Source organism: Tsukamurella sp. DT100 (assembly GCF_049844855.1).
Taxonomy (GTDB): Bacteria; Actinomycetota; Actinomycetes; order Mycobacteriales; family Mycobacteriaceae; genus Tsukamurella.
In genome coordinates, this window is the sequence record NZ_JBNCLV010000002.1 from 649,605 (window position 1) to 663,819 (window position 14,215).

At 71.0% G+C, this 14,215-nt stretch carries 12 protein-coding genes and 1 tRNA gene; 6 read left to right on the top strand and 7 right to left on the bottom strand.

Going from position 1 to position 14,215, the window contains the following annotated elements:
- Positions 1-99: 99 nt before the first annotated feature.
- Positions 100-173 (bottom strand) — tRNA-Met (locus tag ACLQ3K_RS06835).
- A 111-nt stretch (positions 174-284) separates the two neighbouring features.
- The gene (locus tag ACLQ3K_RS06840; RefSeq protein ID WP_425998039.1) at positions 285-3,251 is read right to left on the bottom strand and encodes a UPF0182 family protein; all 2,967 of its coding nucleotides are present in this window, start codon (positions 3,249-3,251) and stop codon (positions 285-287) included.
- Between the two features lie 89 nt (positions 3,252-3,340).
- On the opposite strand from ACLQ3K_RS06840, the gene ACLQ3K_RS06845 reads away from it, so the two are divergent.
- Complete coding sequence (locus ACLQ3K_RS06845; protein ID WP_224647943.1) at positions 3,341-3,937, top strand: PPA1309 family protein; 597 nt, start codon at positions 3,341-3,343, stop codon at positions 3,935-3,937.
- A 24-nt stretch (positions 3,938-3,961) separates the two neighbouring features.
- Here ACLQ3K_RS06845 and ACLQ3K_RS06850 read toward each other — a convergent pair whose 3' ends face one another.
- The gene (locus ACLQ3K_RS06850; RefSeq protein WP_224647942.1) at positions 3,962-5,005 is read right to left on the bottom strand and encodes a YlbL family protein; all 1,044 of its coding nucleotides are present in this window, start codon (positions 5,003-5,005) and stop codon (positions 3,962-3,964) included.
- A 96-nt stretch (positions 5,006-5,101) separates the two neighbouring features.
- Here ACLQ3K_RS06850 and ACLQ3K_RS06855 point away from each other — a divergent pair, with 96 nt between their 5' ends.
- From ACLQ3K_RS06855 to ACLQ3K_RS06875, 5 genes are all read left to right on the top strand, one after another.
- On the top strand, positions 5,102-6,460 hold the full coding sequence (locus ACLQ3K_RS06855) for a zinc-dependent metalloprotease (protein ID WP_425998042.1): 1,359 nt from the start codon (positions 5,102-5,104) through the stop codon (positions 6,458-6,460).
- A gap of 48 nt (positions 6,461-6,508) precedes the next feature.
- Complete coding sequence (locus ACLQ3K_RS06860) at positions 6,509-7,234, top strand: ferritin-like domain-containing protein (protein WP_425998044.1); 726 nt, start codon at positions 6,509-6,511, stop codon at positions 7,232-7,234.
- 76 nt (positions 7,235-7,310) lie between these two features.
- A complete protein-coding gene (locus tag ACLQ3K_RS06865) occupies positions 7,311-8,156 on the top strand; it encodes a hypothetical protein (protein WP_425998046.1) in 846 nt (281 codons plus the stop codon).
- A gap of 14 nt (positions 8,157-8,170) precedes the next feature.
- Positions 8,171-9,487, top strand: a complete 1,317-nt coding sequence (locus ACLQ3K_RS06870; protein ID WP_425998048.1) for an ABC1 kinase family protein — start codon at positions 8,171-8,173, stop codon at positions 9,485-9,487.
- A 75-nt stretch (positions 9,488-9,562) separates the two neighbouring features.
- Entirely contained in the window at positions 9,563-9,913 is a 351-nt protein-coding gene (locus tag ACLQ3K_RS06875) for a VOC family protein (RefSeq protein ID WP_425998050.1), read from the top strand.
- Positions 9,914-9,917: 4 nt separating this feature from the next.
- Here ACLQ3K_RS06875 and ACLQ3K_RS06880 read toward each other — a convergent pair whose 3' ends face one another.
- The 4 genes from ACLQ3K_RS06880 to ACLQ3K_RS06895 form a co-directional block, all read right to left on the bottom strand.
- Entirely contained in the window at positions 9,918-11,900 is a 1,983-nt protein-coding gene (locus ACLQ3K_RS06880; protein ID WP_425998052.1) for an acyl CoA:acetate/3-ketoacid CoA transferase, read from the bottom strand.
- Between the two features lie 107 nt (positions 11,901-12,007).
- Entirely contained in the window at positions 12,008-13,216 is a 1,209-nt protein-coding gene (locus tag ACLQ3K_RS06885; protein ID WP_224647935.1) for an acyl-CoA dehydrogenase family protein, read from the bottom strand.
- A 212-nt stretch (positions 13,217-13,428) separates the two neighbouring features.
- Entirely contained in the window at positions 13,429-13,725 is a 297-nt protein-coding gene (locus ACLQ3K_RS06890) for a WhiB family transcriptional regulator (protein ID WP_224647934.1), read from the bottom strand.
- Between the two features lie 216 nt (positions 13,726-13,941).
- Complete coding sequence (locus ACLQ3K_RS06895; protein ID WP_415675014.1) at positions 13,942-14,145, bottom strand: hypothetical protein; 204 nt, start codon at positions 14,143-14,145, stop codon at positions 13,942-13,944.
- Positions 14,146-14,215: the final 70 nt, after the last annotated feature.

A 14,215-nucleotide genomic window follows, 5' to 3' on the forward strand; every position in this document is an offset into this window, starting at 1 on the left:
CGCCCCGACGGTACCCACCGCAACGGAACTACCCGGAGACCGCGAAAGGGCTCCGGAATGCGAAAAGCCCCCGGATTTCTCCGGGGGCCTTCGACCTAGTAGCGGGGACAGGATTTGAACCTGCGACCTCTGGGTTATGAGCCCAGCGAGCTACCGAGCTGCTCCACCCCGCGTCGGGTAAACACCACGTTACTGGAATGCGCTCACGATGTGCAAATCAGTTGAACGTGACGCTCGTCTCTCCGGCCGGGCCGGGCGTCGCCGCCCCGGCCGGAGAGCTGAGATCAGTTGCCGCCCCGCGCCTTCGCCTCGGCCGCCTGCAGCTTGGTGATCGCGTCACCGAGCTGCTTCATCGACTGGCCGACGGCGACCTGGTCGCCGGAGCGCTGCGCCGAGAGCACCGAGCTCCAGGCATCGGAAACGGCCTTCACCGCGGCCTGCACCTCGGGGGTGTCGGCGTCGGGCACGGTCGCCTGCGTGGGCGGCTGGTCCGGGCCGGGCTGCGTCGCGCCCGGCACCGTCTGGCCCTGGGTCGGGCCGGAGACGCCCGTCGCCGCCGTCGCGAGCGCCGCGTCGACACCCCGGTACCCGGCGTCGGTGAGCGACGCCGCGACCGTCGTGCGGTAGCCCGCGCCGCCCGTGACCGGGTTCAGGCTGAGCACCTTGATCAGCTTGGGCGCGGCCCGCTCCCCCGTCGACTGCGCGTACATCGGCCAGACGTAGGTCAGGCCGCCGTTCGCGAGCGCGATCGCCTGCAGGTTGCCGAAGCGCGGGTTGAGCGCCTGGATGTTGGCGTTGTCGGCCACGACCGGCGGTGCGCCCTTGATCAGGTCGGCCGCCTGCATCGGGCCGGGGGTCCGGCGCCCGGGCAGCTCGCGCATGTCGCGCACCAGCAGTCGGCCCGCGTCCTCGCCCTCCGACGACACGGAGACGAGCCCCGCGAGGTACGGCTGGTCCTTCGCCTGCAGGATCGACGAGAGCTGGAACTGCGCCGGGCCACCGCCGGGCGCCGACGCCACCGAGTAGTACGGGGACTGCAGGCCGTCCTTGTCGGGCGTCTCGTTCGGCGCCGCGGCGGCCTGCCAGACGTCGTTCTGCCGGCGGAAGGTGTCGGGGTCCGACGTGTGGTACTTCTGCAGCAGGAAGCGCTGGACCTCGAACAGGTCCTGCGGGTAGCGGAAGTGCTGCGCCACCTCGGCGGGCACCGCGCTCTTCGGCTCGACCACACCGGGGAAGACGCTCTTCCAGGCGTTGAGGACGGGATCGTTCTCGTCGACCTGGTAGAGGTGCACGGAACCGTCGTAGGCGTCGACGGTGGCCTTCACCGAGTTGCGGATGTAGCCCACCTTCTCGTCCACCTGGCGGCGCTGCGCCTGCTGGCCGGGCGTGGTCTGCTGGCGCGAGCCGGTGGCGTCCGACAGCGAGGTCTGCTGCGCGTACGGGTACTTCGGCAGCGTGGTGTAGCCGTCGACCACCCACAGGATCCGGCCGGTGCGTGAGTCGACCATCGGGTAGGTCTTCGTGTCCACCGTGAGGAAGGGCGCGAGCTGCTTGACCCGGTCGCGCGGGTCGCGCTGGTAGATGATCTTCGAGTCCGGCCCGATGTTCCCGTTGAGCAGGATGTTCCGCTCGGTGAACTTGATCGCGTAGGCGAGGCGGGTGAACCAGTTGCCGATCCCGACGCCGCCGTCGCCCTCGTAGCGCGAGCGCTCGGTGTCGCTGTCGAGCTCGCGCGGGTCGCCCGTGCTGCCGACGACGGAGTAGAAGCCGGGATCCGAGCCGATGATCTCGCCGTAGTAGATCCGCGGCTGCGTGACGGCCTTGCTGCCGGCCACGCCGTTGCGCGTGAACACGGGCTGGCCGCCCGCGTTGTTGTTGTTCACGGCGTCGCGGCCGCTCTCGCTGACCACCTGGTCGACCTGGCCGGCCGGCGCGGTGATCAGGCCGTTGCCGTGGGTGTAGACCATGTGCCGCGAGGTCCAGTCCGACGGGGTCTTGCTCGGGTCCAGCTCGATCGGTGCGAGCAGCACGTTGGTCTGATTGCCGCCCACGTCGTAGCGGTCCACCGAGAGCTTGCCCGAGAGCCGGTAGTAGTCCTTGAGGCCGCCGAAGTTCGAGAAGGCCTGCGAGACCACGTTCGGGTCGAGCAGACGCACGTTCTGCAGTGAGGGGGCGTCCTTGGCGGTGAGCGTCTGCAGGGCCTCGGGTGAGGCCTTGGGATCGGATTTCTCGTACTTGGCGCTCGCGAGCCCGTAGGCCTCCTGCGTCGCCGCGATGTTCCGCGCGATGTAGGGCAGCTCCTTCTCCGCGTTGGGGCCGACGGAGAAGGTCTGCACCGCGGTGGGCCAGCCGACGCCGACCACCAGCGAGGAGAACAGCATGAGCACGGTCGCGATCGCGGGGACCCGCAGGTCGCGCAGCACGATGCCGAAGAAGAAGGCGGCGGCGCAGATGATCGCGATGCCCGTGAGGATCGCCTTCGCCGGGAGCATCGCGTGGATGTCGGTGTAGTTCGCGCCGGTGAACATCGGCGACCGGTTCGAGTAGACCAGGGCGTACCGGTCGAACCAGTAGGCGACGGCCTTGGTCAGCAGGAAGACGCCGGCGATCGCGGCGAGCTGGATGCGCGCGCCGCGCGACAGAGAGCCCTCGCGGCCCGCCAGGCGGATTCCGCCGAAGACGTAGTGCGCGACCAGGTTCGCCAGGAACATGACGATCAGGCCGGCGAACAGGAAGCCGAGGACGAACTCGATGAAGGGCAGCGTGAAGGCGTAGAAGCCGATGTCCATGCCGAACTCGGCGTCGGTGTCGCCGAAGGGCTGGCGGTTGAAGAACAGCAGCACCTGCTGCCACGCCGACTGCCCGAAGATGCCGGCGATGAGCCCGATCAGCAGAGAGGGCACGATCGCGAAGGTCTTCAGCTTGCTCGTCACCACGGCGCGGTACCGCACCACCGGATCGTCCGTCGGCGAGGGCAGGAAGGCCGGCCGCACGCGGTACGCCAGCCACATCCCGGCGAACGTGAACAGCGCCAGCACCACGCCCGTCACCACGAACAGGCCGAGGCGCGAGAGCAGCACGGTCCGGAGCACGCCGGCATGGCCGAGCGAGCCGTACCAGAGGAAGGCGGTGATCACGTCCACCACCCGGGGCCCGATGAGCAGCAGCGCCAGGAGGACCACGGCGATCGCGATGAGGATCTTTGCCCGGCGGGACAGCGTGGGAATGCCCGCGGCACGAGGTGTCGTCACGACAACCACTGTACGGATTGCCCGAGATGGGATCCGCGCGTGCTCACCGACGTGGTACCGCGCGCGCCCCGGGATGCGATCATGGGCGCGTGACCTACGACGAGCCGGAGCAGGTATTCGACGAGGCGGCCCTGGGCCGCGCGGCCCGCGAGGCCATCGAGTTCGTGGAACCGCAGGGCTGGGGCCAACCGCCCCAGTTGTTCGGGCTCGTCCCGACCTCGCTGCTCGCGACCAGTCAGCCCGAGTGGGCCGACATCCTCGACGACGGTGCCTCGCTCACCGTGATCGAGCAGGAGCCACTGCCCGGCGACCCGCGGGGCGGCAGCACCGAGCTCAACCACGTGCTCGCCACCACCACCTGGCCCGACGAGGTCGTCGGGTGCGCGCTGGTGCAGGAGATCATCGTGCTGCCGCCGACCGCGGAGGCGGATCTCGACGGCGCGCTCGAGCCCCATCTGGCCGATGTGGACGCCGCCGACCGGGCCGGCCGCGCCGCCGCCGAGAGCCACCCGGGCCGGCGCACGGCGCGGATGGTCGCGGCGGTGCTGCGCGACGGCCACCGGATCACCCTGCTCACGCTGCAGCCCGACGACGACGATCCCTTCGCGGACTCCGACCTGCTGCGCGCCGACCAGCTCGCGCCCGGCCTGATCCAGGGACTGCTCGCCACCTTCGACGAGGACTGACCCCGCTCCGCCGCGGGCGGGCGTTCAGCAGGACGGTGCGGGGCGCCCCTCGCGGACGTCCGCGAGGGCCTGGATCGCGCCGTCGAGCGTCTCGACCTTCACCAGCTGCAGGTCCGCGGGCGGCGAGGACTTCGCGGCGTCGCAGTTGGCGGCGGGCACGAGGAAGACCGAGGCACCGTCGCGCTTGGCGCCCTGGAGCTTGTGCTCGATACCGCCGATGGGCCCGACCTTGCCGTCCGAGGCGATCTCGCCGGTCCCGGCGACGTTCTTCCCGCCCGTGAGGTCGCCCGGCTCGACCAGGTCGACGATGCCGAGCGAGAGCATCAGCCCCGCCGACGGCCCGCCGACCTGCTGCACGCCGAAGCCGATGCGGATCTTCGGGTCCGCGGGGACCTGCCCCACGACGATCCCGAGACGCGGCTTGCCCTCGGACTCGGCGAGCGTGACGGGGACCTGCGCGGCACCGTCGGCGCGCCGGACGGTGACGGTGACGACGTCGCCCTTCTTCTTGCCCTCGAGGCCCTTGGCGACCTGGTCGGGGGCGGCGACGGGCGCACCGTCGACCGCCTCGACGACGTCGCCCTCGCGCAGCTTGCCCTGCGACGGTCCGCCCTCGCTGAGGCCGACGACGCCGACGGCCGTCGGGATCTTCAGGTACCGCAGGGCCGCGACGGTGGCCGAGGATTCGGAGCCGGTGAACTGCTCGCGGTTGCCCGCCTCGATCTGTTCGCGGGTGGCGCCGGGCGGGTAGTAGGCGTCGCGGGGCGCGATCTGCGCGCCGGTCACCCACTTGGCGAGCGCGCCGTAGAGGTTGAGGCCGTCGGTCACGGCGATCGTGGTGAAGCGCAGCTGACCGGCGGGCTGATGCACGGGCAGGCCGTCGATGGTGATGACCCTGCGGTCGACGACCTTGCCGTCGGCGTCGCGCTCGGCGTACGTGGTGAGCGTGTCGGCGGTGTCCCCCGGGCCGACGGCGACGTAGGGCACCGTCACGAACATCCCCAGCAACACGAGCACCAGGAGCGGTACCAGGGCGGCGAGAGCTGTCGTGATCCTGCGTTCCGTCACGGGCCACAGCGTAGCCGCCGCCGTTCGCGCGGGATGTTCGCGCAGAGCGTGACGGACGGAGCGGCCCGGGGTGGACCGGGGCAGTACCGTGGAGTCATGAATGACCTGCCCTTCGGATTCTCCTCCGGCGACGACGGCGGTGACGACGGCAAAGGCCGACGGGACCAGCCGTTCGGCGCCGGTCAGCCCTTCGACATGTCGCAGCTGGGCGACATGCTGAGCCAGCTCGGCCAGATGATCTCCGGCATGGGCACCGGCATGACCGGCCCGGGTGCCGGCACCGGCGAGCCCGTCAACTACACCCTCGCGGCGCAGCTCGCGCGCCAGACCCTCGGCAAGCACGAGCCCGTCTCCGAGGGCCAGCGCACGGCGGTCGAGGAGTCGATGCACCTCGCGCAGCTCTGGCTCGACGGTGCCACCGTGCTCCCGGCGGGCCCGCAGAAGACGGCGGCGTGGACCCCCGTCGACTGGCAGGAGAAGACCCTGCCCACGTGGAAGCGGCTGGTGAACCCCGTCGCGGAGAAGATCTCCGGCTCGTGGATGCAGAGCATGCCCGAGGAGGCGCGCGAGATGGCGGCGCCGATGATGGGGATGTTCAGCCAGATCGGCTCGATGTCCTTCGGCACGCAGCTCGGCCAGGCGCTCGGCTCGCTGTCGAAGGAGGTGCTCACCAGCACCGACATCGGGCTGCCGCTCGGCCCCGAGGACACCGCGGCGCTGCTGCCCGAGGCGATCGAGGCGTTCAGCAAGGACCTCGACGTCAAGGACCAGGAGATCCTCGTCTTCCTCGCGGCGCGCGAGGCCGCGCATCAGCGGTTGTTCTCGCACGTGCCGTGGCTGCGCGCCCGGGTGCTCGACACCGTCGAGCAGTACGCCCGCGGCATCACGATCGACATGTCGGGCATCGAGGAGCTCTCCCGCAACCTGGACCCGACCGCGCTGCAGGACCCGTCGAAGCTCGAGGAGCTGATGGCCGCGCAGGGCGCCGCGCTGCAGCCCAAGGCCACGCCGGAGCAGACCGCCGCGCTCGAGCGCCTCGAGACGCTGCTGGCCCTCATCGAGGGCTGGGTCGAGGACGTCGTGCACGCGGCGATCGCCGACCGGCTCCCCAGCGCCGCCGCGCTGCGCGAGACGATGCGCCGCCGGCGCGCGTCGGGCGGCCCGGCCGAGCAGACCTTCGCCACGCTCGTCGGCCTGGAGCTGCGCCCCCGCAAGGTGCGCGAGGCGGCCGACCTGTGGGAGCGGATCCTGAACGCCACCTCGATGGAGGAGCGCGACGGCATCTGGGCCCACCCCGACCTGATCCCCGACGCCGCCGACCTGGACGCGCCCGCGGCCTTCATCGACCGACTGCTGGGCGACTCGTCCAGCGCGGAGGCCTCGGACCTCGACGATCCGATCGCCGCGATCGAGCGGCTGGGACGCGAGTCCGGCGGCGAATCCGACGGGAACTGACCGAATCCACTCACCTTCATCTCAGCTTTACTGGGCTATGAAGGAGGGATGGAATGGGTCGAACACTTCGAAGAACGGGCACGACGACGCGGACCGGACCCGGCGTGGTCCCTCGGCGCGGAGTTGCCCCCGGCGGTGATCGCGAGCCTGCAGCGCTTCCAGGTCGGTGAGAGCGGCGACGGCGCGACGCTGGCCGCGCACGCCGACGCCGCGGGCGACCCGGCGTACGCCGCGGCGGTCCGACTGTTCGTCGCCGAGGAGAACGAGCACGCACGACTCCTCGCGGAGCTGATCCGCGCGGGCGGCGGCGAACTGCTCGACGGGCACTGGTCGGACGCGGTTTTCGTGCGCGCCCGTCGCGCCCTCGGCCTGCGCTGCGAGCTGCTCGTGCTGACCGTCGCGGAACTCATCGCGGTCAGCTACTACGGGGCGCTCGCGCAGTCGCCCGATCCGCTCCTCGCCGAGGTCAGCCGCCGCATCCTCGACGACGAGCAGTACCACATCCGATTCCAGCGGGACCACCTCAGCGAGGGCTTCGCGGCCACCCCGCCCGCTCGGCGGCGAGCGATCGGGGCCCTCTGGCAGGGCTTCGCCTGCGCGGTGTCGATCGTGGTCGCCGCAGACCACGGTCGTGCGTTGGTGGCGGTCGGCGGCTCGCGACGGACACTGCTGCGGGAGAGCGCCGCGCTGTTCGGCCGGTTCCGGCGCGAGGTCTTCGTCGCCGCGCCACCGGTGACCGCGCGAGAGATCTCCGCCGCGCCCCATCGCCCCTGATCAACACCGGTATGCGCCTGTGGATAACCGCTGATTCCGGACGGTTCACGGAGCGCCGGCGTGCTCGACTGGAGCCATGCGGCACCGTCTGAACCCGTATCTCACCGTGGTGGTCCGGCCGCCCACGCTGGTCCAGCTGGGCGCCTCGGCGACCGGCGCGCCCGTGCTGCAACCGCCGCCGTGGCTGGCTCCGGACGCGACGGCGGGGCTGCTGCGCTGGCTGCAGTCCTTCCGCACCGCCCGCGAGCTGGAGCGCCGCGCCGCCGACCTGGGCATGACCCCGTCCGACGTCACCGAGCTGCTGGACGCGCTCCGCGGCCACGGGCTGTTGGAGGCGGAGCCGCCGCACGCGCCCCTGCAGGTCCACCTGCACGGGCGGGGCCCGGTCTCCGACACGGTGCTCGGCGAGCTCGCCGCCCTCGACGAGGTCCGGGTGACCGCCGGGACCGCGCGGAGCTGGACGCCTGCCGGCCGCGGCGTCGACCTCGTCGTGCTCGCGGACGCCCTCTCCCCCGATCCCGTGCTGGTGGCGCGGCTGATGCGGGAACGGGTGCCGCACCTGCCCGTGGTGCTGCGCGACGGTGCCGGGATCGTCGGGCCGCTGGTGCTGCCCGGCGCGGGCCCGTGCCTGCTGTGCCTGGACCGCGCCCGGGCCGACGCCGATCCCGGGTGGCCCACGCTCGCCTGCCAGCTGTTCGGCCGCGCGGGGCGGGCCTCGGCGCAGATCCTGCGGATCACGGGTGCGGTGGCCGCGCACCAGGTGGCGGCCGTCGCCGCCGGGCGGTGGGACTCGGCGGACCCGCCGGACGCCCTCGGCTGTACGTTGGAGGTCGAGGGCAGCGCGATCGCCGTCCGACGATGGTTCATGCACCCCGGGTGCGGATGCGGGGTCCCCGCTCCCGCGGCCGAGGCGGCAGGCTGACTCCAGGGGGCCAGATGTCCGAGATCACCCGTGGCAGTGCGAAGCGCACCGCCAAGCTGGCGGGGCTGCCGTTGGGCATGGCCAGCCGCACCGCGGTGGGCTGGGGCAAGCGTCTCGCCGGCGCCGACAAGGACGAGGTGAACGCGGAGCTGCAGGCCAAGGCCGCGGAGCAGCTCTTCGAGGTCCTGGGGCAGCTCAAGGGCGGCGCGATGAAGCTCGGCCAGGCCATGAGCGTGATGGAGGCGGCCGTGCCGCCGGAGTACGCGGCCCCCTACCGCGACGCCCTCGCGAAGCTGCAGAACGAGGCGCCGCCCATGCCGGCGGCCACCGTGCACAAGGTGCTCGACCAGCAGCTGGGCACGGGCTGGCGGGACCGGTTCAGCTCCTTCGACGACGAGGCCGCTGCGTCCGCGTCCATCGGTCAGGTGCACCGCGGGGTGTGGTCCGACGGTCGGGAGGTGGCGGTCAAGGTCCAGTACCCGGGCGCCGACGAGGCCCTGCGCGCCGATCTCAAGGCCCTCGGCCGGCTCAGCTCCGTGCTCAAGCCGCTCACGCCGGGCGCCGACGTGAAGTCGCTGGTGCAGGAGCTCACCGACCGCACCGAGGCCGAGCTCGACTACCGGTACGAGGCCACCAACCAGCGCAAGTTCGCCAAGGCCTTCGACGGTGACCCGAACGTCCAGGTGCCCAAGGTCTTCGCCAGCGCGCCCACCGTGATCATCAGCGAGTGGGTCACCGGGCGGCCGCTGCGCGACGTCATCGCGAACGGCACCCAGGAGGAGCGGAACGACGCCGCCTCGAAGCTCACCGAGTTCGAGGTGAGCGCGCCCGCCCGCACGGGCCTGCTGCACGGCGACCCGCACCCCGGGAACTTCATGATCGCGCCCGACGGGCGGCTCGTCGCCCTCGACTTCGGCGCCGTCGCCGAGTACCCGGGCGGCATACCGCCGGCGGTCGGCAAGATCCTTCGACTCGCCCGCGACGAGGACTACGACGCCCTGTTCCCGCTGCTGCGCAGCCAGGGCTTCATCCCGCCGCGGCTGGAGATCACGCCCGAGGACATCCGCGCCTACCTCGCGCCGTACGTCGACCCGCTGCGGTCCGAGAGCTTCCACTTCACCCGCAAGTGGCTGATGAAGGCCGCGTACACCGCGACCGACGTGCGCGGCGAGCAGTTCCAGACGGGCCGCAAGCTGGCCCTGCCGCCCGAGTACGTGATGCTCTTCCGCGTCCTGCTCGGCATGGTCGGCATCTGCTCGCAGATGGAGGCCGAGGCGCCGTACCGCGCGATCGTCGAGCACTGGGTGCCGCTGCTCGACGGCGACGAATGATCATCCCTCGCGCAGGCGCCCGAGCACACGCAGCGCCGCCGCGAGGTCCGCTCCGCCGGGCGTAGTGTCGGGCGCATGACCGCGTCGATCTCCCGCCTCGTCGTCTCCGTCTCCGCGCTGGACCCGGCGCTGGCCTTCTACGCGGGCCTTCTCGGCCTGCGCCGCACCGCCGCCGCCGACGAGCTGGCGTGGCTCGCCACCGCCGACGGCGTCGAGATCATGCTGCACGAGCGCCCGGCGACGCCCAGCGACACCGCCGTCGCCCTCGGATTCGCCGTTGCGGACCTGGACGGCGTCGTCGGCGCGTGGACGGCACGCGGCGGCGCCGTCGTGGACCCGCCCGAGGCGCGGCCGTGGGGCGAGCGGATGGCCGTCGTGCGCGATCCCGACGGGCACCTCGTGTGCCTGTCCCAGGCCGCGGCGTAGTCGCTCAGTCCCCGTCCGCCGGCTTCGACGCGGCGACGGCCTCCGTGCGGCTCTCGTACAGGTGCGGCGCGAGGCCGCGATCGGCGAGGTGGTCGGCGAGCTTGAGCCGCAGGAACGCCGATGTGGTGTATCGGGTCACCGACTCGTAGTACTTACTCATCCGGCGGACGCGGGTGGCGAACTCGTCGACGAGGTCCGGGCCGAGCACGAAGTTGTCGTAGTTGATCACCACGTTGACGGGCCGCCCGATCTCCGCGAGCCGCCGCTCGATCTCCACCCCGGCGCGCTCCACCTCCTCCTCGGTGCGCACCGCGACGCCCTCGAAGTTCATGAAGAACAGGTTCCGCTTCTCGTCGTAGCTGAACCGCGCCTCGAGCGGCACGGACAGCAGGTCGTCGCGCAGCCCCATCGGGTCGTCCCGGAAGATGCGTGGATCCATGATCGCGGGCGGGCCGTCCATGACGGGCTCGAAGCCCAGCAGGTCCAGCACGTCGCGCTGCAGGTCGACACCGGGCGCGATCTCGATGAGCTCCATGCCGCGCTCGGAGAGCCTGAACACGCACCGCTCGGTGATGTACATGACCGGTTGCCCCGCCTTGAGCGCGTACTCGCCGGAGAAGGTGCGCTGGTCGACGGACGCGACGAACTTCGGCGCGGCCGGGCCGTCCGAGGTCACGATGGCACCGTCGGAGACCTCCGTGCGCGCCGGCGCGAGGAAGGTGCCCAGGAAGTAGACCGCCTTGGCGTTCTGGCTGATGTTGATGAACCCGCCGGCGCCCGCGAGGCGCGGGCCGAACCGGCTGACGTTGACGTTGCCGTCGACATCGGCCTGGGCCATGCCGAGGAAGGCCGCGTCGAGCCCGCCACCGTCGTAGAAGTCGAACTGGGAAGGCTGCGCGAGGATCGCGTCGGCGTTGATCGCGGAACCGAAATCCGTTCCACCCGCTGGCATGCCGCCGATGACGCCGGGCTCGGCGGTGAGCGTGAGGTACTCGAGGACGCCCTCCTCGGCGGCGACGGCCGCGACCCCCTCGGGGACGCCGATGCCGAGGTTGACCACCGAGTTCGGGCGCAGTTCCAGCGCGGCGCGCCGGGCGATGACCTTGCGTGGGTCGAGCGGCATCGGGCGGATCCAGCTCATGGGCTGGCGGATCTCGCCGCTCATCGCCGGGTTGTACTGCGAACCCCACGACTGGGTGTGGTGCGCGGAGCTGGTCGCGACGACGACGCAGTCGACGAGGGCGCCCGGGATCTTCACGTCCCGCGGATTCAGCGATCCGCGCTCGGCGATCCGCTCGACCTGCACGATCACGAGGCCGCCCTTGTTGTGCACGGCGATCGCCGTCTCGAGCGCCTCGAGCGTGAGCGCCTCCTTCTCCATGGTGATGTTGCCGCTCGGGTCCGCGGTGGTACCGCGGAGGAAGGCGACGTCGAGCCGGTCGAAGGCCTTGTAGAAGAGGTACTCGCGGCCGTCGATCTCCATCAGCCGGACGCGGTCCTCGGTGGTCGCGTCGTTGACCTTGCCGCCGCCGAGCCGCGGGTCGGCGAAGGTCCCCAGGCCGACGTGGGTGATCAGCCCCGGCTTGCCGGCGCCGGTGTCGCGCAGCAACTGCGCGATCACACCCTGCGGCAGGTTGTACGCCTCGATCTCACCGGAGAGCGCGAGCTTCTGCAGCGCGGGGGCCATGCCGTAGTGGCCGCCCATCGCGCGCTTGATCATCCCGTCGTGGCACAGGTGGACGGTGCCGCGCTCGCCCCGATCGCCCTGCGCCACCGTGAACACCAGCGACAGGTCCTTCGGCGAACCCGTCGCGAGGAAGCGTTCCTCGAGCGCCAGCACGAGCTCCTCCGCGAAGCCCTGCCCGGCGAAGCCCTCGAGCACGAGGTGGTCGCCGTCGCGGACGAGGCGCACCGCCTCCTTCGCCGTGACCACCTTGTCGCGGATCGGTGATGTGGCCGTGGGCATCAGGACCGGATCGATGGACATCGCGTGCCGCCTCTCACTCGCCCCGCGGGGCTGCGATCGCAGTATGCGATCGCACTGTGATGTGTATCACGCGGCGCGGCGGCGTTCGCGCGATTCCGCGACAGCGGTCAGACGAAGGCGCTCTTCCCCGTGACCTCCCGCCCCACGAGCAGCGACTGGATCTCGGCGGTGCCCTCGTAGGTGACCAGCGCCTCCATGTCGCAGAGGTGCCGCATCACGTGGAAGTCGAGGGTGATCCCGTTGCCGCCCAGCACATCGCGGGCCATCCGACAGACGTGCCGCGCCTTGACGCTGCAGTAGTACTTGGCGAGCGCGGCCATGGTGTCGGTGACCGCTCCCTCGTCGAGCAGGCGCCCGAGGCGGATGCAGTAGAGCTGCATCGAGGTCACGTCGGCGAGCATCTCGACGAGCTTGCCCTGCACGCTCTGCGTGGCGGCGATCGGCTTGCCGAACTGGGTGCGCCGCTGGGCGTAGGTCAGCGCGATCTCGTACGCGGCGACGGCGTGCCCCGTCGACGACCAGGCGACCGCGTTGCGCGTGCCCATGAGTACCTTGGAGACGTCGGGGAAGCCGTTGCAGTTGACGAGGCGGCGGTCGTCGGGGACGCGCACGTCGTCGAGCACGATGTCGGCGTTCTGCACCATCCGCAGCGAGACCTTGCCGCCGATCTTGGTGGCGCTGTAGCCGGGGTCGTCCTTCTCCACGACGAAGGCCTTGACCTTGCCGTCGCCGGTGTCGCGGGCGAAGACGACGATGACGTCGCACCACGTCGCGTTGCCGGGCCAGCGCTTGAGTCCGTTGAGGATCCAGTCGCTCCCGTCGCGGGTCGCGGTGGCCTCCAGCGCCACGGAATCGGAGCCGTGGTCGGGCTCGGTGAGCGCGAAGGCGCCGATCTTGTCGAGGTTCGCCATCGCCGGCAGCCATCGCTGCCGCTGCTCCTCGGAGCCGAGGATGTAGATCGACTGCATGGCGAGGCCGACGTGCACGCCGAGGAACGTGGCGATACTGCCGTCGATCCGGCCCAGCTCGTACGACACGAGCCCCTGCCCGACCGCGGTCATCGGCGTGATGCCGTATCCGGTCATGGTGTCGCCGACGACCTTCAGCTCGCGCAGCTTCGGCAGAATCTCGAACGGGAACTCACCGCGCTCCCAGTAGTCGTTGACGATCGGCAGGAGCTCCTTGTCGCCGAACTTGCGGACCTTGACCAGCAGGTCCTTCTCCTCATCGGAGAGCAGCGCCTCCATGTCGAGGTAGTCGGTGTCGCGGGAGCGGGCGATGCCCTCCGCCAGGGCCTCGGTGGTCTGGTCCGTCATCGGGCGTCCTCACTGTCAGTCGATTCGCGTGGATCAACTGTGCGCCGCGTCACTGTGCGGTCGCAATGGTTTCGAGGACAACGCCGGAACGACTTTCGGCTCACCCGGCACAGCGGCGGCCATCGAGCCTCCTGGGATCATCGGGGGCGACAGCGCCGCCCGGCCCCGGAAACGAGTGAGCCCCGATCCTCTCGGATCGGGGCTCACTGCGATCAGGCCGCATTCTTCCGCGGCCGGCCGCGCGGGCGCTTGCGCGCGATCACGACGCCCTGCTCGAAGATCTGGCCTCCCCACACGCCCCAGGGCTCGCCGCGCTCGAGGGCGGCGGCCAGGCAGGCGCGCTGGAGGGGGCAGGTCTCGCAGAGGGTCTTGGCCCGCTCGAGGTCCGACGGGGCCTCGGCGAACCACAGATCGGGATCCCCGGCCCGGCAGGGCACGCGGCTCTCGATACTGGTCGTCCGGGTGATACTGATCGAATCGATGGTGCGGACGACGGGTCGTTCGTCCATGATGGTCGGCACTTCTGGTCACCATTCCACCTGTGGTTCAGGTGGCCTCGGTAGCGGCGCCCGGTCAGGCGCACGGGATGTTTCTTCCGGGTGGGTGCGCGAACCGTGTGGCGGTCCTCGATCCCCGACGGGGCGGGGGTGACGAGAGACCGCGAATCCACGGGTTCCGCGCTGCTGCGGGGCCCGTGGTGAATGTGAAGAGGTGGGTCTAAGGACCTAACCTCGTCGCGAGAGACACACGGGGCGCGTGAGCGGTTCGTGATCGACGGCGTACGTCGCCTGCTCCTGGCGCAGTCGCCACAGACGTGGCGACATGCCGGGCAGGGCGTGGGAGGCCTCGATACGAACCGCTACTGCAGCGAACACTCCACCCTCTGCTGCGGTGAACTGCTTGCTTGCGTTGATGATTGCGTTGTTCATTTCGTTTGCCTCCTTTCGCGCGCTGGTCAATCACGTTCCGGCGGCGAGGCAGTACCTCGCGCGTCTTCCC

Excerpts from the sequence above, each read along its gene's own strand:
- ACLQ3K_RS06870 (WP_425998048.1), top strand. The coding sequence starts at position 8,171 with ATGTCCGAGATCACCCGTGGCAGTGCGAAGCGCACCGCCAAGCTGGCG.
- ACLQ3K_RS06895 (WP_415675014.1), bottom strand. The coding sequence starts at position 14,145 with ATGAACAACGCAATCATCAACGCAAGCAAGCAGTTCACCGCAGCAGAG.
- ACLQ3K_RS06875 (WP_425998050.1), top strand. The coding sequence starts at position 9,563 with ATGACCGCGTCGATCTCCCGCCTCGTCGTCTCCGTCTCCGCGCTGGAC.
- ACLQ3K_RS06855 (WP_425998042.1), top strand. The coding sequence starts at position 5,102 with ATGAATGACCTGCCCTTCGGATTCTCCTCCGGCGACGACGGCGGTGAC.
- ACLQ3K_RS06890 (WP_224647934.1), bottom strand. The coding sequence starts at position 13,725 with ATGGACGAACGACCCGTCGTCCGCACCATCGATTCGATCAGTATCACC.
- ACLQ3K_RS06860 (WP_425998044.1), top strand. The coding sequence starts at position 6,509 with ATGGAATGGGTCGAACACTTCGAAGAACGGGCACGACGACGCGGACCG.
- ACLQ3K_RS06865 (WP_425998046.1), top strand. The coding sequence starts at position 7,311 with ATGCGGCACCGTCTGAACCCGTATCTCACCGTGGTGGTCCGGCCGCCC.
- ACLQ3K_RS06880 (WP_425998052.1), bottom strand. The coding sequence starts at position 11,900 with ATGTCCATCGATCCGGTCCTGATGCCCACGGCCACATCACCGATCCGC.
- ACLQ3K_RS06885 (WP_224647935.1), bottom strand. The coding sequence starts at position 13,216 with ATGACGGACCAGACCACCGAGGCCCTGGCGGAGGGCATCGCCCGCTCC.